Annotated in this window: 14 protein-coding genes; 5 read left to right on the top strand and 9 right to left on the bottom strand. The window is 67.4% G+C overall.

What is annotated here, in order from left to right; genetic code table 11:
- Positions 1-367: 367 nt before the first annotated feature.
- From CJZ86_RS00190 to CJZ86_RS00155, 8 genes are all read right to left on the bottom strand, one after another.
- On the bottom strand, positions 368-1660 hold the full coding sequence (locus tag CJZ86_RS00190; protein WP_094583956.1) for a glycosyltransferase family 2 protein: 1293 nt from the start codon (positions 1658-1660) through the stop codon (positions 368-370).
- 131 nt (positions 1661-1791) lie between these two features.
- Complete coding sequence (locus tag CJZ86_RS00185; RefSeq protein WP_158219470.1) at positions 1792-2565, bottom strand: sulfotransferase family protein; 774 nt, start codon at positions 2563-2565, stop codon at positions 1792-1794.
- A 65-nt stretch (positions 2566-2630) separates the two neighbouring features.
- Entirely contained in the window at positions 2631-3305 is a 675-nt protein-coding gene (locus CJZ86_RS00180; RefSeq protein WP_094583954.1) for a hypothetical protein, read from the bottom strand.
- Entirely contained in the window at positions 3302-4600 is a 1299-nt protein-coding gene (locus tag CJZ86_RS00175) for a glycosyltransferase (protein ID WP_094583953.1), read from the bottom strand. The genes CJZ86_RS00180 and CJZ86_RS00175 overlap by 4 nt, the downstream gene beginning before the upstream one ends.
- Complete coding sequence (locus CJZ86_RS00170) at positions 4597-6312, bottom strand: glycosyltransferase (protein WP_158219469.1); 1716 nt, start codon at positions 6310-6312, stop codon at positions 4597-4599. The genes CJZ86_RS00175 and CJZ86_RS00170 overlap by 4 nt, the downstream gene beginning before the upstream one ends.
- 453 nt (positions 6313-6765) lie before the next feature.
- Positions 6766-7617, bottom strand: coding sequence for a class I SAM-dependent methyltransferase (locus CJZ86_RS00165; protein WP_094583951.1), 852 nt, complete (start codon positions 7615-7617; stop codon positions 6766-6768).
- A gap of 385 nt (positions 7618-8002) precedes the next feature.
- Complete coding sequence (locus CJZ86_RS00160) at positions 8003-8332, bottom strand: hypothetical protein (protein ID WP_143593990.1); 330 nt, start codon at positions 8330-8332, stop codon at positions 8003-8005.
- Positions 8329-10284, bottom strand: coding sequence for a hypothetical protein (locus CJZ86_RS00155; protein WP_233133738.1), 1956 nt, complete (start codon positions 10282-10284; stop codon positions 8329-8331). Before CJZ86_RS00155 ends, CJZ86_RS00160 begins: the two co-directional genes overlap by 4 nt.
- A gap of 40 nt (positions 10285-10324) precedes the next feature.
- Here CJZ86_RS00155 and CJZ86_RS00150 point away from each other — a divergent pair, with 40 nt between their 5' ends.
- The 5 genes from CJZ86_RS00150 to CJZ86_RS00130 are packed head-to-tail and all read left to right on the top strand — an operon-like array spanning position 10325 to position 18861.
- The gene (locus tag CJZ86_RS00150; RefSeq protein ID WP_233133737.1) at positions 10325-13252 is read left to right on the top strand and encodes a glycosyltransferase; all 2928 of its coding nucleotides are present in this window, start codon (positions 10325-10327) and stop codon (positions 13250-13252) included.
- Positions 13252-14082: a peptidylprolyl isomerase gene (locus tag CJZ86_RS00145; protein WP_094583947.1), complete on the top strand. Its 831-nt coding sequence runs from the start codon at positions 13252-13254 to the stop codon at positions 14080-14082. Before CJZ86_RS00150 ends, CJZ86_RS00145 begins: the two co-directional genes overlap by 1 nt.
- Positions 14079-17036 (top strand): ABC transporter transmembrane domain-containing protein, encoded by a 2958-nt coding sequence (locus CJZ86_RS00140; protein WP_094583946.1) that lies wholly within the window; start codon positions 14079-14081, stop codon positions 17034-17036. Before CJZ86_RS00145 ends, CJZ86_RS00140 begins: the two co-directional genes overlap by 4 nt.
- Positions 17036-18589, top strand: coding sequence for a beta-barrel domain-containing protein (locus CJZ86_RS00135; RefSeq protein ID WP_094583945.1), 1554 nt, complete (start codon positions 17036-17038; stop codon positions 18587-18589). Before CJZ86_RS00140 ends, CJZ86_RS00135 begins: the two co-directional genes overlap by 1 nt.
- Positions 18586-18861 carry a hypothetical protein gene (locus CJZ86_RS00130; RefSeq protein WP_094583944.1) on the top strand — a complete coding sequence of 92 codons (276 nt, stop codon included), beginning with the start codon at positions 18586-18588 and terminating at the stop codon, positions 18859-18861. Before CJZ86_RS00135 ends, CJZ86_RS00130 begins: the two co-directional genes overlap by 4 nt.
- 46 nt (positions 18862-18907) lie before the next feature.
- Here the strand turns inward: CJZ86_RS00130 and CJZ86_RS00125 are convergent, their stop codons facing one another.
- Positions 18908-19927 carry a hypothetical protein gene (locus CJZ86_RS00125; protein ID WP_094583943.1) on the bottom strand — a complete coding sequence of 340 codons (1020 nt, stop codon included), beginning with the start codon at positions 19925-19927 and terminating at the stop codon, positions 18908-18910.
- Positions 19928-20093: the final 166 nt, after the last annotated feature.

Genomic DNA, 20093 nt, shown 5'->3' with positions numbered 1-20093 from the left:
ATGGAAGGCAGAAGCAACCTCCGGCCGAGTAAGCGTGGCCAGCGCAAGCGCCCGAGACTGGATCCAAAAGGGCCAAGGCAAGGCCTACGAAGATAAAGGGGACGTTAACAGGCACTCATGGGCGTTGGGGGCCTTGATCCTTTCGAAACCGACAGCATCGAACAAGGCTCCCGAGCGGATCACCTAGCAGCAAGCCTGCCAACCACGGCGAAGGGCGGGACGAGAGGCAGGAAGTCAGGGGCAGGGAGCAGCAGGTCCTTTGACAGCCAAGGTAATGACAGAAGAGGCGTGAATTCTGGCCAAAGAGAGTGACAGACGTGCATCACCGTCAAGGCCGAACGACGGAGTTACGGAGCCGAGCAGTGGCCTAGATTCTGCAGGGTGGAATATTCAGGCGTCCAGAAGACCTGGCCGTCGCCAGACAGTAGGATTCAAACATCTCTTCAGCCACGACGAAGCCCCTTTGCTGCATGTCCGCATAGGCCGTTCTCCAGTGAAGGGCATAGTGCTGACCCAACTTCGTTGCATTGACGGCCTGACCACCGTTGAGAATCTTGGATGCCACATGCCTGGGACTGCGATACTTGAAATGAATGATGCGAGCCCCGACCTCGCAGGCCACAAAGATCTTGTCACGGGAAAGATCACCATGTGCCAACACATGGTTGCCCATGGTGAGTCCCGAAACAAAACGGGGGTTGAAGGTATTTTTGGTGACAATCTGACCTGAGCAGGCCTCAACGACATCAATGGTCCCATAGACATCCTGTCTCTCGTCGTAGTGGACGAGCGAGCTGCTCGCTGCATTGCACAGGTGAAAGACAACAACTTCCGACTCTCTCTCGATCATTCGGTCCACCAGCCATCGAAATCCGACCCCTGGCGGAAGATCAACAAACTCGTCAGCATCCAGCGGGAAGATCAGCCTCAACTCATCTCCGGCGCAACCGAAGCAGTCCCTTGCCAGGCGACAGAGACCCTGTGTTTTCTTGGCCTGGTAATAGCCTTCGATGGGGTCCTGCACGAGAAGGACCGTACAGTCTGGGTGCAGCCTGGCGAACCTGGAGACAACCGAAGCCGTGCCGTCCCTGGAGAGATTATCCATCACGGCAAACTTGCGACACCCTAACTGATAGTGATGCAACAGGTTGGACATCATCACATCAGCCTCATCGCGCACCATCATGCAGATGGCGAGATCGTCAACAGGCTCAAGGGGCGCGTCGTCTGAAGGCGTGGGCCTCCTGAAGCTTCGATCAATGCTCAGATGTGACTGGTGAATCCTGAGGCGAGCCTCGGCATAAAGAACAGCGGCCCTGGTCGGTATATGTGAAATAAACTGCTCAGGGCAGGAGCCAATTTCCTGCGCCGCCGACGGGATGTCTTCTCGCCTCAGAAAGAAGAGGTAAGCCAGCATGTATGGATTGTGCGCCCGGGGAAATCGCTGCTTGAACTCGTTGACCCTGGAAAGAAACTCCTCGTCGCGACCCTGCCGATCGAGGAGTTCACACAACTTGGCCAGAAAGAGTCTGGTCGGCGCAAATCCTGGAGTCTGGGCAAGACCAGACAGCATCCGCTCAGCAGCTTCCAGTTGGCCGTTCTTCAGCAACTGGCCGGCTTCATCCAAGCTGGCAGACTGCTCACCCGTCAGGTTTGCCATGAACCAGTTGATGTCGAGCTACCGAAGGGTAGGATTGTATAGTTTTATTGTCAAGTTACGAGTGATCGGGGGTGACGGTAATCACGTGAAGCGAAGAATGCCTGCGAAAACGCATGCGATTGGCGACTTCGCTAAAGCTCAATCCCCCAATCCTCACAGACCGGAGCACAGATCTCACGGAATTGCCGAGCCTGAGCATCAGGAAGACTGGCCTGACGCAATGTTTTATACGAGGGTCTTTCTATGGAGGCTGTCAGAACATCCTCTCGAGACTGACTACAAAGCGCAATCCCATCGTCAACCACGCTATCGGGCAGACCAAGAAAGCTAAACAGCTTGGTGACCGTCGTGGCGGGATCAGAGCGAAGCTGCAATTGGGAGACAACATGGGAATCAGGGGCGTAAGGGGAAGCAAGGAGCTGCTCAATCCCTCGCATCGCGGACACCCAGCCCGTAGCCACCTCGACAGGATCTGTGGCAGGACGTTCACCATCACGGCCGCCGAACTTCAACGCTGCAGACTCATAGACTTCTACCGGACTGCGTACACAAGCGATGAAGACGGCGTCCGGAAAGACTTCCTTCACCACTCCCCAACCATGGCAGGCCACAGCACCGGGGGTCTTATCAATGAACTGATCACTCCCATAGGTCCTTCGATAAAATTCCCGAAAGAACCTTGTATTGGTATCCTTCAGTTCGTCAAGGTCAAGGAGCTTGACAAGCTCCTTACCCGTGAAGTCGGTGCGCCGGCGATAAAGATTGACCTGATGATGAATTTCCTGCAGCAGGGTCAGCGTATGGGCCTCACCGTGCGAGGGCAGCCTGGTGAACGTTGCAATCAGTTTTCCAACGAATGATGTTCCTGATCTTGGATAGCCAATGATGAAGATAGGGGCTTTCATGGATGGTGGGTGGTCTACGGTGACGGATGGCAAAGGGATGGCCTGCGGAGGCCTGGAACGATCACTCATGGTTCCTGATGAAAGAGGGCCTCGAGAGCTTCCAGCCTTGAAGGTGTCGATTCCTCCAGAGTCAGCTGGCGCTGCATCGCGTGACGAAGATCTGTGGCAACGGGCTGAACCTGATCCAGATGCGGATACGCCTCTGCCGCGAAGCCTTCCCAGCACGATGTGGCCATGGGTACACCAGCCTGGGAATAGAAATCTTCGAGACGGCGGAAGGCTGCCATGGGCTGGGAAAGAAAGGCAACCGCCGGTGGGAAAATCGTGGTGGTATCGGCCCCTTCATGGAGCATCCACTCAGCCATCTCAATCAAAGCGTCAAGAGCATGACGAATACCGTGCAGACTCGTCGCAAGATCAGCAACCCCGCCGGCCTGTTGCTCCTTCCGCTGGATACGATCGACCTGCCGGAGGATCCCATCGGCATCGGAAAGCAAAGCGACCGTTGCAGATTGAGCCACAAGTTGCTTCCAATACACAGGAGGATACCGATAGCCAATCACAAAATGGTGCTGTCTGCTTCGGCTGAGCGAAGTGATCCAGTCGCTTGGCGCATCAGCGTCGAGCCCTTGGGCAGGAGGGTCCAGGCAGGCATGGCCGTTCTGGACAGCAAGCCGCTCAATAAAACTGAAGAAGACCGAGTCGATGCCAAGCGGCAGCGCGACGCTCAGGTGAATCATCCGTGGCCTCCAACGGCGAGAGCCTTGTAGTAACTCTCCAGCGCCCGCTTCGGAGTCAATCGGCTGGCGGTCTGATGGGCCGCATGGGCCATCTGGAGGTATCTGTCGTGCTCCATCTCCAGAAACAGAGCCATCTTGGCGGCAAGATCGGCGGGATCCCTGGCCACGAAGTTGAAGCCATCCACACCGTGCTGGACCCGCTCCGCCAGCCCGCCGATGAAGGCAGCGATCACCGGCTTGTAGCAGGCGAACGCTTCGGTGACCACAAGCCCGAACACTTCGGGCCAGGTTGAGGGGACCACCACCACATCGACACCAGCCATGCGGCGGATCAGCTCGTCGTGCGTGTAGCCGCCGAGTTCCACCACCTCTCCATGCTCCCAGGCATGGCTGTCGCTGATCATCCCCTCCACCTTGGCCTGGTAATCGCCGGAGGCAAAATTCTTGTTGCCACCATTGATCACGATCTGGAACGGACGCAGGGGCTGACTGCGGTTGAGAAGATCGCCAGCCTTCAGCAGCACGTGAATGCCTTTGTTGTCCACGAACTGGCCGAAAAAGCCAAACCGAATCGGCTTCTGGGAGCTGGATTCCGGCATCGGCGCCTGCGCTGGGTAGCGCTCCAGATCGATCGGATGGTTGATCACATGGACACGCTGCGCATCGATTCCCATCTCCCGCACGAGCACGCCCCCCAGGTGCCTGGCCGGCACGATGTAGCTGTCGGCCATCTCCAGCAGATCCACGTTGTGCTTGTGCCGGGCCATGAAGGTGTCGGCGGTGATATGGGGGAAGCACATGGCACAGAGCTCCGGCTCGGCCTTGCTGCACAGGCCGCCGTTCGTCTTCTTCACCATCTGACCATCGGCCAGACAGGCAAACAGCATTTCATGCAGTCCCACGCTGATGTGCACCTCCGGCAGGGCGAAACGCAGCAGACCGAGCAGATCAATACCGATGTGCATGTAATGCGAAAGGAACACCGAGCGGGGCTCCAGCTTGCGAAGAAACAAGGTGAGGTCCTTGACGGCACGCGAATCGACACAGTTATGCCAGAAATAATCGTATTCTCCGGTGAAGAAGTAGAACTCATCCTCCGCTCCCGGCACCTTGCGCAGATAGGCAGAGGCCTTGGTCCTCAGGTTTGTCTGGGGCGATGTCGCGCCGATGAAGCACACCTTCAGATTGGAATACTTGCGCAGATTCAAAAACAGATCATAGGCACATTGTTGTGCCCCGCCATGCACCACCTTGGGATGGAAAAGGCTCAGAATCACCAGGTCGTAACGGCTCACAGCGAATACTCCACAGGTAGATCCATGGTTTCCAGGACTCGCCGCCACTTCAGGGAGAACAGCAAGCGGTTGATATGGCTGGTGGTCCCACTGAGGTGATAGGGCGCCACGGATCCAGTCCCTTCAGCGTGGTAGAACTTGATATCGTCCCAGACCCGCACAGGGATTCCTTCCTGTCGCGCTCTCAGGCAGAGGTCGAAATCCTCGAAGTGGGCATACACAATCTCTTCGCTGAAGCCACCCAGGTGGTTGAACAGCGGCGCGCTGATCGCCATCAGGGACCCTGAGCAGGCGATCACTTCCGCCCGGGTCTGGTTGCGGCCCACGGAGAAACCATTGAAAAGAGGAATCGCGCCGGCCTTGGCGGTTGTCAGTCGCGTGGCAGTGAGGCCCTCCTGCATCAGGGTGCCGTCCGTGAAGTACTGAAAGGCACTGTGGATCGCATTCGGTTCGTTGAGGGCTCGGGTGATGAGCTGCTTGTAATCCCCCACCGAGTCGGCGAACAGGTCGTTGTTGTGGAAGAGCAGGCACTCACCGGTGGCATGTTCAGCACCGAGATTGCATCCGGCCGAGAAGCCCAGGTTGGTGGCCCTGTTGAGGATGCCGATCCGCAGGCCCGGACGTATGTCGGCAAAGCGATCAAGGATGTGGAAGGTTTCTGAGAACAGCTCGGGCGAGTTGTTGACAACGATCAACTCGAGGGGCAAACCGGATTTGGCCAGCTGCAGAATGGCCGGCTTGGCCGCCAGGAAGGAGCCCAGCTGCACGAAGATCACCGAGGCCAATGGCGCCCGTGTCAACGGGGTGCGCGTCAGCCAGTGGACCTCAACATCATGGCGTTCAGCGGCCACGTGCCGGGCGAACAACCCGGAGGCCGCCCTCACGGTGTGGGGGGTGAACAGCCGCAGGGAATCCGGCCAGCGGTTGCCGCTGTCGATCGACACCCGGAACACACCCAACGCCGCCTCGAAGAAGCGGGGCGTGCTGGTTTCCTCGGGCACCTCCGCCAGGCAGATCTCCACCGAGGTGACGCGTGCCTTCTCTTCGCCTTCGGGTTCCACGATCAACGGCAGGCGGCCGAGCTCCGACCAGCGCCGGAAGCCCGAGCCGTCGATCAGGACGGCAAACCCATGGTTCTGATGCTCCGGCAGACCCAGGGCCTGGCACACATCGGGGCGGTGATAGAACGTGGCCGATCCCACCGCATGGGCGCCGGGCATCAGCGGGTCGCTCAGCCGGAACAGGCTGCCGCTGCCGAAGGCTTCCCGGCACCAGCCGATGAGCAGCAGCAGCGGCCCGCAGCGCAGGCTGCGATCGAGATGCACATCAACGGCGGCGCCCGTCTCACAGACCTGGGCTGTGATCGCATCGAGGCGGCCGAGGGGGACGTTGCCTTCCGCGGTGGTGCGGTCGGCCTCGATCGAGGCCCAGGTGAATTCAGGCTGGAGGCCCTTGGCCTCGCGGAAGCAGAGGTAGGCCTCATCCGCCTGGCCAAGGGCCTTGTGGATCAGACCGAGCTCGAAGGGGATCCAGGGGTTGCTCGCCTGCTCCCGGAACGGGCGCAGGATAGCCAGAGCCTCCTCGGGCAGCCCGCTCTGCCGATGGGCGTGGGCGCGGATGAAGGCCAGCATCGGATCTGCACTGTCCTCCGTCGTGCTGGCCAGCCAGCGATCCGTCAGGGAGATGGCCTCGCTGAAACACTCTTCATCCACCAACTGCTTGGCTTTTCGGAACAGGGCCTCCGAACTCAGCTGTTGAATATCGGGCTCGACAAAGACACTGGCTGCCGGACGATTGAGCAGGGGGTCAGGCTCCGGTGGAGCCGATACAGGCGCCACTGGGGAGCCAGGCTCCTCACCTGAAGAAAGGTGAATCGGATGGCCTGACGCACGATGGGTGCCGACATAGGCAGCCAGGCGATCCCAGTCGCTCAGGGAAACAGGATTCCCAAGGAGCCTGATCTGCAGTGCTTTGCGATCGAGAGAATCAACGGGCACAGGTCAGCGAGATCCGACTTTTGACTAGAAATAATCCTTAGCAACTTACCCCCAATTCCGCCACGATTTCAGCAGAGAGCATGGCAATCGCATGAAGCTTTGCTGAATATCTTTCGTGCATCACGTGCCATGGCCAAGCGCTTCATCAGCCGCGGAAGGCCTTCCGCTCTAGCGCTGTGCCTCGATCACCAGCACCCCGGGGAGATCGGATCCGAGCACCCCGTACTTCCAGCTGGCCATTTGGTGAATCCGCGCCTCGACGAAGCCGGCGGCGCGCAACTGGTCGAGCACTTCCCACCCCGGGATCCGATACACGAGCGAGCCGCCCACCGGCCGGATCGGATCGCCATGGCGCTCGGGCTCCCCGATGAGTTCCGGCAGACCCGTTTCCGTGTTGTGCCGGGCCTTCACGATCGATTCCCGCTGACCGAAGGCCAGCGGGCAGGTGGCCACCAGCCGCCCACCCGGCCGCAGCACCCGGGCGATCTCCCGGAAGGCGACCTCCAGCTGGGGCACGTGCTCGAACAGCTCGTTGCACAGCACCACGTCGAAGCGGGCCTCCGGGAACGTCAGGGCGCAGAGGTCCTGGTGCAGGAGATCGCTGCCGGCCAGTTCCGCGCCCTCCAGGTATTCGCTGCAGACGAGCGAGCCCGCCCCCAGCCGGCGCTGCAGCCACAGGGCCAGGCCGCTGAGCGCCTCCGCCAGGTACACCTCCTGGCGGGCCAGGGCGTCCAGAGATCCGCAGGCCTGCTCCAGCACCCGAAGCACGGCCCGGTTGCGGCTCAGCAGGCCGTTGGCCACCAGGGATTCCCGATAGTTCGGCCCCTGGATCTGCAGCGCCTCCGGCGGGATGTGCTCGCCCGTGAGGGGTTCGAGCAGTCCCAGGGTCTGCGTCACGGCGACGCACTCGTCCAGCAGGCTGCCCTGCTGGAGCAGGTCGGCGAGCTCCGGCTGAAACGCTTCGAAGCTGGTGTAGCTGCGCTGCAGATCATGCAGGGCGAGGACCTTCTCGCCGGGCATGAGCTGCGGGCGGATTCCTGCCTGCACCAAGGCTCTTTCGCCAGTATGGGCTGAAGGCTAGGGAGGGGTGGCCGGCGGCGCCATCATCCCGTTCTTGGCTTTGCTCGGCCTGTCCGTCCGCTCCGGCATCAACCGCTCTGTCGTCTGATGCCGGGCCTGACCATCTGCGGGGGCTGAGCAGCCGATCGGGGACGGGCGACGCTCCGCGCTGGAACGGCTCCGCAACGGCTGCAGACCCGCATCTCAGGGGGTTGCTTGCCTCGCGTTGGCGCCAATGAAGTCTGTACAGGCTGTACACAACCCGGAACCATTCGCAGCCCGACCTTCGCTGGTCCGATCAACGGGAACTGGGTATGGCTCGCCGGGCTCGACCCCGTTCCGGCCGTCATCCCCAGCCGGCACGGCGCCGCAGCGCGTCCGCCGCCGCTGGGGCCCCGGCCAGCTCCAGGCCCTCCGCCAGGCTGAGCAGCGTCGCCTGACGCTGGCTCAGGGCCACAGCCTCTTTCGTCGCCCCCAAAGCCTCGGCGTGGGCAAAGGCCAGCCCCGCCTGCTGCTGCTGCTGCCGCTCCTGGGCCGAGGGCTCGATCCGCTGGCTGAGGGCCACCCCGTAGCGCAGCCACTCCGCCGGATCGTGACTCTCCAGCGGGTGGGCCGCGATCACCGCCTGCCAGTCGGTGGTCATGCCGGTTGGGTCGTTGCCGGTTGGCTCACTCATGGTCGGCAGTCCTCCAGCCACCCCACCAGGGGGGAGGCCCCGGCCACCGCCAGCACTCCGAAGCGGCTGCCGATGGCCTGGGCCAGGGGCAGGCGATAGGCCCCACCGGTCGCCAGCAGCACCGTGAACGGACGCTCCCGGTGGAGAGCCTCCACGTCCGCCAGCAGCGCTTCCAGGCTGTGTTCGAAACCGGCCGCCGGCCGGTGGGGGTGGCGGCTCTCCGGCACCTCCAGACAACGCAGACCGAAGGCCCCGCCCGCAAACAGGCGGCCGGCCCGGTGGGCCTCCTGCAGCGCCTCGGAGCCATGCCCCACCAGCACCACCTCGGCCCCGCCGAGGAGCTCCAGCAAGGCGGAACCCTGGGGGGGTTGGCGCAGCCGGCCCGGCCGGCCCTGCAGCTCCCAGGGCAGCCAGAGGCCCTGGGTCGCGGCATCTGCACTCCACACCTGGGCCTGCAGCAGGGCCTGCAACGCCGGCCGGGCCCAGTGGCGCAGGCTGTCGAGGGGTGTCTGGGTCGTCGCGTAGAAGCCGTCTTCCACTTCAAAGCGCCGCAGCACCTCTATCGCCCCCGGCAGGGCCGTCCCGACATCGGTCGCACCAGTGGCCCAGAACGCGTCGTCGTGGTGGCGGCGCCGCAGCTCGGCCAGCGCCTCCTCCAGGGGTTCGGCGGCCCCTGCGGCGTGACGCAGCACCATCAGCTCCAGCGGATCCAGCTCCACCACCAGGGCGCCCGGGCGCCACTCCACCGCCGGCAGCGGGGCGATCTGCGGCCCCAGCCGCTCCTGCCAGAGCGTCGCCGCCCGCCGCAGCACCCTCAGGGCGTCATCGCCCGGTGGCAGCCCACCCTCCCCCAGGCTCTCCACCAGGCTGGTGATCGGATGGTCGGCCTGCCGGCCGCTGTTCTGCCAGGGCTCCAGAAACGCCGCCAGGGCCCCGGTCACCCCCTCACCGTCGCCCGTGAGGAATGGCGCCAGGGAAAACACCTCCCCCGCCTGCGACGGATCGGCCGCCGCCGCTACCAGTCGCAGGGGCGGCGAGGCCGCAGCGGCGCCAACCCCGTCGTCGTCATCGTCGAGCCACTCCGGCTCCAGGACCTCGCTGGGGGCGCCGCCCGCCGCGCCGCGGCCCTGGGGCAGCAGCTCCAGGCTGAAGCGCGCCCGCAGCAGCGCCGCCTCGAAGGCCGGGCGCCGTTCCGCCGCCACCGGCAGCCGGCCCACCCTTGCCACCAGTTGGGCCAGCTCGCTGGCGCTGATCCCGCCGGCGCCCGGCAGCCCCTCGATCACCCGGGCCATGGCGCCGCGGCAGCCTTCTACAACCCAGTCCGGCAGGGGATCCAGCAGCCGGCTCAGCCGCAGAAACAGATCCAGGCAGGGCCCGGCGGCGGCCCCATCGGTCCCGATCCGCTGCTGGAAGGCCAGGGCACCGTGCTGCACCAGCTGCTGCTCCAGCACGGGCAGCCAGTCGGGCACGGGCCAGGGGTGGGGCGCCGCGCGCTCCAGCACCTTCGCCATGCTCAGGCAGAGCGCCCCGTCGCCGGCCCGTTCGGCGGCCCCGAAGTCCGGCGCCTGGCCATCGCGGGGGATCACCTGCCCATGGACCTGCACCGTCAGCTGGCCCAGCAGATCCCCGTAGCGCTCCCACAGCACCGCCGCCACCTCCGGCCGCGCCGGCGCCAGCTCGATCACGTGCGCCAGCAGGAGGTCGTGGGCGGCCAGGGCCGCCTCCGGCTCCTGTCGCTCGAGCGCCTCCCGCAGGGCCGCCGCCGCCAGCTCGGTCAGTTCCCCCAGAAGGGGATCCTCCGGCGCCCGACCCGCCGTCTCGGCCCGCAGCATCGCGATCAGGCGATGGTGCTCGGCAGGAGACAGATCCAGCTGCCGCAGCACCCGCAGCGGCACCCAGACGCCAGGCTCGCCGCCACCGCCGCCGGCGCTGTCCATGGCGACACGAGACAAAGCGGTAGGGCGGCAATAACGTTCCGCCAACGATTCCAGCATGGCTGCGATGCTCGCCGAGCCGCCCGGCACCCTGGAAGATTCCACCGCCTCCCTGACGGAGCTGCGGCGCCCTGGGCTGGTGGGCCGGCTCGAGGGCTGGAGCCCCGAGGGGGGCCTCAGCGGCTGGGCGTGCGCCTGGCCCCTGCACGCCCAGGCGGCCCCCCTGCGCCTGCACCTGGTGCTCGAGGATCTGCTCGATCCCGGCCAGCGACGGGTCCTCGCCGAGCTGATGGCCGTGCAGGCGCGGCCCGACCTGCTCGCCCTGGGCATTGAGCAGCCCTGCGGCTTCCGCTTCTGGTGGGGCCCCACCCACCCCCTGCCCCCCTTCTCCCAGGGACTGGTGCTGCGGGTGCTCGCCGACGGGACAGGGACCGAACTGCCCGGCAGTCCCCTGCGGCTGGATGTCGCCACCCACGGGCGGATCGAGCACCAGCGCCGCCACGGTCCCATCCGCGAAGGCGCCCTCACCCAGCTGCAGATGCCGCTCCTGCACGGCTGGGGCCGCGGCCCCGAGCCCCTGCAGCTGCGCCTCGACGGTGGCACCTGCCTGCCCATCACGCCCCCCGAGCCGCTGCCGGAGGCTCCCTGGCCGTTCCAGCTGCTGCTCCCCGCCGCCCTCGCCGACGGCGCCGTGCACCATCTCCAGCTGGAGACTGCCGCCGGCCTGGTGCTGGACCAGCGCTACGAGCTGCTCCCCTTCCACCTCACCCCCTGGGCGGCCCTGCAGCGGCACGCCCGGCCCCCCTTCCCCGACGAGCTCTCCCCCCTCGCCCGCGAGCGCTACCGCAGCCTGCGCACCTGGCTGGCCTGGGCGGACAGTGACGGCACGCACCTGCCCCCCGACCTGCCCCTGCTGCAGCGCCTGCTCGAGCTCCCCCTGCCCCGCACGGAAGGGGCGCCGGTGGCCGTTGGGACCACCGAACCGGGACCCGACGGCAGCGCCACGGTGCGCCAACCCCTGCGGCTGCCGATCGCGGCGGATCCGCGCGTGTCGATCGTGATCCCGGTGCACAACCAGTACGGCGTCACCCGCCGCTGCCTGGCGGCGATCGCCTATGCCCCCACCCGCATCCCGTTCGAGATCGTGGTGGTCGACGACGGCTCCAGCGACGGCACCGCCGAGGCCCTGACCGCCGACGCCCCCGGGGTGCGCCTGATCCGCCACGACTTCGCCCGCGGCTTCAACCAGGCCTGCTGCAGCGGCGCCGCCGCCGCCCGCGCCCCCTTCCTGGTGCTGCTCAACAACGACACCGAACCCTGCGCCGGCTGGCTGGAGGAACTGCTCGATCCCTTCGAGCGCTGGGCCGACACCGGCATGGTGGGGGCCCAGCTGATCTACCCCGACGGCACCCTGCAGGAGGCCGGCGGCATCGTCTGGGGCAACGGCGAACCCTGGAACTACGGCCGCGGCGGCAACCCCCACGACCCCCGCGTCGCCTACGCCCGCCAGGTGGACTACGTCAGCGCCGCCGCCCTCGCCATCCCCCTTGAGCTCTGGAAGCGGATCGGTGGCTTCAGCCCGGAGTTCTCCCCCGCCTACTACGAGGACACCGACCTGGCCTTCAAGGTGCGCCAGGCCGGCCACACCGTGCGCTACAGCCCCCTGGCCCGGGTGATCCACCACGAGGGCCTCAGCTGCGGCACCGACACCCAGGCCACCAGCGGGCTGAAGCGCTTCCAGGCGGTCCACGGCCCCGTCTTCCAGCAGAAGTGGGCCGCCGCCTTCGAGGGCAGCCGCGAGCCCGGCCACGCCGCCGCCGAAACCATCAAGGACCGCGGCATCCTCGGCCGCGCCCTCTGCCTCGATCAGGAAACCCCCCGGCCCGATCGCGATGCCGGCAGCCATGCGGCCCTGGTCGAGATGGGGCTGCTCCAGGAGCTGGGCTGGAAGGTGACGCTCCTGCCCCTCAACCTGGCCTGGCTGGCCAGCTACAGCGAGGAGCTCCAGCGCCGCGGCATCGAGCTGATCCATGCCCCGTTCGTGCTCTCGCTCGAGGCGTTCCTGCGGGAGCGGGGCCGGGAGTTCGAGCTCATCTATCTCACCCGCCACACCGTGGCGGCCCAGGCCCTGCCGCTCATCCATCGCTATGCCCCCCAGGCCCGGCTGATCTTCTGCAACGCCGACCTGCACCACCTGCGCCAGCTGCGCGCCGCCCGCGCCGAGGGACTCGAGGGCGACGCCGCCCGCCGCGCCCTGGAAGCGGTGGAGGAGGTGAAGCGCCAGGAGCTGGCGGTGATGCGGGAGGTGCACCTGACCTTCAGCTATTCGGAGGTGGAACGGGCGGTGATCGAGGCCGAAACCCTCGGCGAGGCCGCCACCGCCCCCTGTCCCTGGGTGGTGCAGGGCCCGGAGGCCCCCGCCCCCCTCGAGGGCCGCAGCGGCCTCGCCTTCCTGGGCAGCTACGGCCACCCCCCCAACCGGGACGCGGTCGAGGCCTTCCTGGTGCAGGTGTGGCCCCTGCTGCTCCAGCAGCGGCCCGAGTTGCGCCTGCATCTGTACGGCAGCGGCCTGGACGACACCACCGCCGCCCGCTGGGGCGCCGAACCCGGGGTGATCGTCGAGGGCTGGGTCGCCGATCCCGCCACCGTGTACGCCCGCCATCGCCTGTTCGTGGCCCCGCTGCGCTCCGGCGCCGGCCTCAAGGGCAAGGTGGTGGCCGCCGCCGCCCACGGCATTCCCCAGGTGCTCAGCCCCCTGGCCGCCGAGGCCACCGGCCTGCGCCACGGCCAGGAGGTGCTGATCGCCCGCAGTCCCGCGGACTGGCGGGAGGCCGTGCTGCATCTCATCGCCGACGACGACGCCTGGCGCGCCATGGGTGCCGCCGCCTTCGCCTATGCCCGGGACACCTGGAGCCAGGAGCGCGGCCGGGCCCTGATGGCCGACGCCCTGGCCCGCCTCGATCTGCCCCACCGGAGCCCCGCGTGATGAGCACCGCCCGCGACACCCTGCCCGAACCCCTGTCCGGCCTGCGGGAGCCGGCCGTGGTGGAGCTGCCCCCCGGCCGCCCCTGGCTGGCCCTCTCCGAACTCAACCGCCTGATCCGCCAGCAGAGCCAGGCCCGACCCCTGGCCCGCGCCTGGGTGCTCGACCAGCTCGTGCACGCCATTCCCCTGCCCATCGAGGAGGAGAAGGCCCTGATGGCGGCGTTCCTGGAGCGCCGGGGCATCACCGACGACGACCAGGTGCCCGGCTGGCTGCAGGAGCGCGGCCTGGTCTTCGACGACCTTCGCATCCTCGCCACCCAGAATCAGCGCCTGCAGCGCCTGGTGCGCAGCCGCTGGAACGAGGAGGTGGAGGTGCGCTTCCTGCAGCGCAAGCCCGAGCTCGACCAGGTGGTCTATTCCCTGCTGCGGGTCGAGGGCGAGGACCTGGCCGCCGAGCTCCATCACCAGATCGCCGAAGGGGAAGCCGACTTCGCCGATCTCGCCCCGCTCCACTCCAGCGGCCCCGAGCGCCACTGCCGCGGCCAGATCGGCCCCCTGCCCCTGGCCACCGGCCACCAGAGCCTGGTGAGCCGCCTGCGCCGCGGCCGCCCCGGCCAGCTGTTCGAACCTTTTCAAGCGGGCGAGAGCTGGGTGGTGCTGAGGCTCGAACAGTTCCTGCCCGCCGAGTTGAACGAAGCCACCAGGGAACGCATGATGGGCGAACTCTTCGAGGAATGGCTCGAGCAGCGGGTGCGGCTCCTCCTCGAAGGCCAGCCGCTGCCGCCCCTCGACGCGATGCTCGCCCTGCTGCAGGAGGACGGCACCCCATGACCTCCTCCCCCGGGGCCATCAGCGGCCTGCTGAACGACTTCAGCCCCTTCGACCGCCTGCCGCCCGCCCGCCGCGACGCGATCGATCCGCTGCTGGAGCCCCTCCGCTTCCGCATCGGCCAGACCGTGCTGCGCCCGGACGTGCAGCCCGAAGGCCTGCTGCTGCTCTGCAGCGGCCAGCTGCGCAGCCTCGGCCCCAGCCCCAACGGCCGTGGGCTGCGCACGATCGAACGCCTGGGTCCCGGTTCCCTGGCGGGCTGGGCCGGCCTGCTGCGCGGCGATCCCTGCGAACATCTGCGCGCCACCACCGACGTGGAGGCCCTGCAGCTCCCCGCCGCCGCCTTCCGCGACCTGCTTGGGGGCCATCCTGACTTCGCCGCCTGGTTCGCCAACCGGCCCAGCGCCGCCGAGCTCCACACCCTGCTGCTGGCCCTGGCGAAACGGGATCCCCTCGGTGAAGCTCTCCTCGACGACTGGCCCCTGCCCGCCGACCAGGTGCGCGTCCGCAGCCTGCGGCCCGGCGGCCCCACGGAGCTGGGCCTGCCCCCCGGTTTCCGCTGGTACGCCAGCAGTGGCCTGCCCCTGGCCGAGCCCTGGTCCGACCGACCCCTGGCGGCCCCCGGCCCCGAGGCCCCCTGGCTGCGGCTGGTGGGCCTGGCGATCCCCCACGAGGCGGAAACCCCGATCACCCTGGGCGCCGACCCCCTCCCCCCGACCCTGCTCCCCAGCGTGGAGGGGGCCGGCGCCAGCTACGCCCCGCCAGTGGAGCCCCCACCCCGTCGGGCCGCCGACCGCAGCGGCCAGCTGGTGCTGGGCCGGGCCAGCGGCCCCCGCGCCGTGCCCATCGCCCTCTGCCAGGCCCTGGCCGATTACTTCGGGGTGCCCCTGAACCGCGATGCCCTGGCCGATCAGGTCGACGCCATCCTGCAGCGCCAGGACCGGCTCAACCTGGTCAACATCGGCCAGATCATGGACACCCTCGGCCTGCGGGTGGTGCTCTCCCGGGTGCCCGCCAGCCGCCTGGGGCGGGTGCCCGCCCCGGCCCTCCTGTACCAGAACGGCCATTTCGGCCTGCTCGACGGCGTCGAAGCCGATGGCCGCGCCCGCCTGCTGGAAGCCGAACTCGGCGCCCTGCTGGTGCCGGCCGAGGAGCTGGTCACCCACGAGGGGGGCCTGGTGGAGCTGCTGCTGTTCGACCGCAAGCCCGATGCCAAGCAGCGCCGCTTCGACTGGAGCTGGTATGCCCCCTTCCTGCGCCAGCACCGCCGCGAGCTGATCGAGGTGCTGGTGGCCTCGGTGGTGATCAACGCCCTGCGGCTCGTCTTCCCCCTCGGCCTGATGGTGCTGATCCAGAGCGTGGTCGCCAGCCGCAACATCGGCGCCCTGGTGAGCATCGCCAGCGTGATGCTGCTGGCCGCCCTGGTGGAGAGCATCTTCAAGACCCTGCGCAGCTTCCTGTTCACCGACCTGGCCAACCGGATCGACCTGGACGCCAAGGCGACGATCCTCGACCACCTCGTACGCCTGCCCCAGGGCTTCTTCGATGCCCGACCCGTCGGCCGGATCACCTTCTACTTCTCCCAGCTCGACCGCCTGCGCGATTTCCTGCTCGGCCAGACCCTGCCCACCCTGGTGGATTTCGCCTTCAGCCTCATCTACATCGCAATCCTGTTCGCGATCAGTCCCCTGCTCACCCTGGTGACCCTGGCCACCCTGCCCCTGATCGCCGCCGTGGGCCTGGTCAGCAATCCCCTGGTGCGCAGCCAGATCAACCGCACCATGGCCCAGGCCGTGCGCGCCTCCAGCTTCCTCACCGAAGCCATCACCGGGATCCAGACGATCAAATCCCAGAACGCCGAACTCAAGACCCGCTGGGAATTCCAGAACCGCTACGCCGCCTACATCGGTGAGGATTTCAAGCTCAAGGTGACCCGCGAATCGATCGCCAACCTCTCCAACTTCCTCAGCAACCTGGGGCAGCTGGTGGTGATCTCCGTGGCGATCTGGCTGATCATCAAGGGCGACCTCAGCCTCGCCGCCCTGTTCGGCTTCAACATCCTCTCCGGCTACATCCGCCAGCCCCTGGTGCAGCTGGTGGGCACCTGGCAGGACTTCCAGTTCAACACCCAGGCCCTGCGGATGGTGGCCGATGTGGTCGACCGCGACACCGAGCAGACCCGCGAGCAGGCCAGCAACATCCCCCTGCCCCCGCTCCAGGGCAGGGTCCAGTTCGTGGATGTGGGCTTCCGCTTCAGCGACCAGGGCCCCCTGGTGCTCGACGGGGTGGATCTGGAGATCCCCGCCGGCTCCTTCGTGGGCCTGGTGGGCGGCTCCGGCAGCGGCAAATCCACCCTGCTCAAGCTGCTCTCCCGCTTCTACGCGCCGGAGCGGGGCAGCGTCCTCATCGATGGCCTCGACATCGGCAAGGTGGAGCTCTATTCCCTGCGCCGGCAGATCGGTGTGGTGCCCCAGGATTCGCTCCTGTTCGACGGCACCATCCGCGAGAACCTGCTGATGGTGAAGCCCGATGCCACCGCCGCCGAGATGATGCGCGCCGCCCGCATCGCCTGCGCCCACGACTTCATCATGCAGATGCCCCAGGGCTACAACTCCAGCGTCGGCGAGCGGGGCGCCGGCCTCTCCGGCGGCCAGCGCCAGCGCCTCGCCCTGGCCCGGGCCGTGCTCCAGAACCCCCGGATGCTGATCCTCGACGAGGCCACCAGCGCCCTCGATGCCACCACGGAGCGCCAGGTGTGCATCAACCTGTTCGAGGCCTTCCGGGGCCGCACCGTCTTCTTCATCACCCACCGCCTCTCCACCGTCCAGCCCGCCGACCTGATCGTGCTGATGGACCGCGGCGCCGTGATGGAGCAGGGCAGCCACCGCCAGCTGATGCAGCTGCGCGGCTGGTACTACGCCCTCTACCGCAGCCAGAACCAGGAGGGACTCAGCTGATGGCCACCCCACCCCGCTCCGCCGATCCCGCCTCCCGGCTCGTGGCCCTGATGGAGGACTGCGTCGGCTGGCTGCGCTCCCCCCGGGCCAGTCGCCGCCCGGTGATGCCGGTGCGGGTCGATCTGGTGGGCCGGAACGGCCCGCCCAGCGCGGCTTCCCCCGGGGTGGCCCCACCGGCCGCGACCACTCCTGCCACCCCCGGGGCCCCGGCCGAGGGGGTCCCCGTGGCCGCCCCGGAGCCGGACCACCCCTTCGGAGCCGGCCTGGCGGCCGCCGACGGCGATGCACCGCGGGAATGGTCGTTCCGTGAGACGGTGGTGCTGCGCAAGAGCCGCCGCAGCTCCAGCCTGCTGGTGTGGGCCGGGGTGGGGGGCGTGGTGGCCCTCGGCCTCTGGAGCGTCACCGCGCCGATCGCCGAAACCGTGGCGGTCCCGGGCAAGCTCGAGCCCTCCACCACTGTCAAGGACGTGGATTCGCCCGTCCCCGGCGTGGTGGAAGCCGTGCTGGTGAAGGAGGGCCAGTCGGTGAAGAAGGGCCAGCCCCTGATCCGCTTCGACCTGCGCGAGCCCCGCAGCAAGCTGGCGGCCGCCGAGAGCATCCGCGAGCGGCTGCTCAACGAGAACCTCGTCGCCCGCGCCACCCTCGGCGAGGACACCGCCACCGCCGGCCTCACGGCCAACCAGCGCAGCCAGCTGCAGGATCGTGCCCGCGAACTCAACAGCCGCCTCGAGGCCGCTCGCGAGGAACTGGCCAAGAGCAGCACCCGCCTGGCCGGCTACCGCGATTCCCTGCGCATCTACAGCGACATCGAGCGCCGCTACCAGTCCCTGGTGCGCGACGGCGCCGTCAGCGAGGTGCAGCTGCTCGAGGCCCGCAACCGGATGCAGGACCTCCAGACCAGCGTGGCCGAGGAGGAGCGCGAGATCGCCCGGCTGCGCTCCCAGCTGGTCAACACCGGCTCCGGCACCGACGTGGAGCTGCGCACCACGATCGAGACCAACCTGCGCCAGATCAGCGATCTCGACGCCCAGATCCGCCAGGCCCGCCTGCAGATCCAGTACGGCGTGCTCACGGCTCCCACCGATGGCCTGGTGTTCGACGTCGAGGCCAGTGCCGGCAGCGTGGTCGGCGCCACCGAGACGACGCCCCTGCTGAAGGTGGTGCCCCAGGACTCGCTGCGGGCCAAGGTCTACCTGCCCAACAAGGCCATCGGCTTCGTGCAGGTGGGCCAGAGCGCCGACCTCTCGATCGAGACCTTCCCCGCCAACAGCTTCGGCTACGTGCCGGCCACGGTGCAACGCATCGGCTCCGATGCCCTCACCCCCGAGGAGCAGACCCAGGTGCTCGGCACCCAGGCGGAGGGCCTGCACTTCCCGGTCATCCTCCAGCTCCGCCGCCAGACCATCCCCCTGCCCGACAAGGGCAGCGTGCCGCTCCAGGCCGGCATGGCCCTCACCGCCGACATCAAGCTGCGGGAACGGCGCGTGATCAGCCTGCTCACCGGCCTGTTCGAGGATCAGCGCCGCAACCTCCAGCGCCTGCGATCCAATTGAGCACCAGGCCCCAGGGCGACTGGTGGCGCTTCGTGCCACCCGAGCAGCGCCGGCGCCGGCGCTTCAAGGCCTGGCGGCTGCGCTGGAAGGAGCGGCTGCGGCAGCGCTGGCTGGCCATCACCATCGCCTTCCTGGCCTACGGGCTGGTGCTGCTCTGGCTGCTGCTGCACCTGCCACCGGTGGTGACCCTGCTCGCCCTGGCCCCGATGCTGCTGGTGCCGCTGCTCGGCTACCTCACCTACTGGCTGCTGTGGAAGGAGTTCCACGAATGAGGCCGGCCCATCGCCATGGGGCCAGCGGGCAGGGGGCCTGCCGCCCTCAGCCCTTCACATAGAGGCTGGGCAGGGCCCCCAGCAGCCACTGGGGCATGAACTGCTCACCGCCGGCGAAGCCGATCTTGCCGGGGGGGTAGAAGGGCAGCACCGCCAGCACCACCTGGGTGGCCTTGGGGCGGGTCATGTTGCGCACGTAGTGGGCCAGCTGGGAGCGCAGCTGCCGGTCCTCCTCCGCCAGGGGGGTGGCGGCATAGCCGCTGCGCAGGAACTTGCGGTAGAGGTCGCCGAAGGTGCTCTCGAACAGGGGCTGCAGCCGCTCCTCGGGCGTGTCCAGCCAGATCTGGCCCAGCTGGCGCCGGAAGCTGCCCAGTTCCTGGCGGATGGCGCCATCGTCGGGGTCGATCTCGAACAGGTTCACCAGCCCATTGAGGCGGGTGAGGAACTCCTCGCTGCCGGTGAGCTGGAGGGCCTGGGCGCCGGTGAACGACGACAGCTGGGGCAGCGGCGGCGCTGTCTCGGGCTCCGTAGCGACCGCACCGGCAGCGGCTGCCGCCGGCACCGCCCTCACCGCCCCCGCCGGTGCCAGAGCCCTGCGCTCCAGGGGGCTGGGCCGGCGCAACCGGGGCAGAAGTTCCGGCTCGAACAGGCTGGCGTAATCCTCGAGGAGCCAGGTGGGCAGATTCTGTTCGCAGTTGCGCACTTTCATCTTGCCGCGGCGGAAATAGGGCATCACCGCCAGCACGATGTTGGCCATTTCCGGGCGATCGAAGCCGCCCGACAGGCGCTCGGAGAGATGGTCCCTCCAGGCCTCCTCATCGCGCAGCAGCGGTTGGCTGGCCAGCTCAGTGCCGATCATCCGGCGGTAGCTGTCACCGACCGCGGAGCCATAGAGAAGCTCCAGGGCATCGATCGGGGCACTCAGCCAGAACTTCGACAGGCACTGGCGGGCCAGCCGGGCCTCCGCCAGCCGTGAGGGGGTGGCTTCATGGGCGTAATCCATGAAGATCGTGCCCAGCCGCGCCGCCGACCATGGCGTGATCTGGGGCCGGCGATCCATCTCCATCGGGACGGTGCCAGGATCACTCACCAGAGTATCCAGAAGACCACCATCTTTTTCAGGCTTTCTTTCACCCCAACTCACCGTATCCCGGCGTCCGAACAGACGGCTCCAGAGCGACATGACGCAGGTCAGGTACTTGCAGCGGGATTGTAATAGCGTTGTCAGATGG

The sequence above is a fragment of the Synechococcus sp. BO 8801 genome (genome assembly GCF_002252675.1).
GTDB lineage: Bacteria > Cyanobacteriota > Cyanobacteriia > PCC-6307 > Cyanobiaceae > Cyanobium.
The sequence above is the reverse complement of the archived record's forward strand: the minus strand, read 5'-3'. Positions and strand labels throughout refer to the sequence as shown.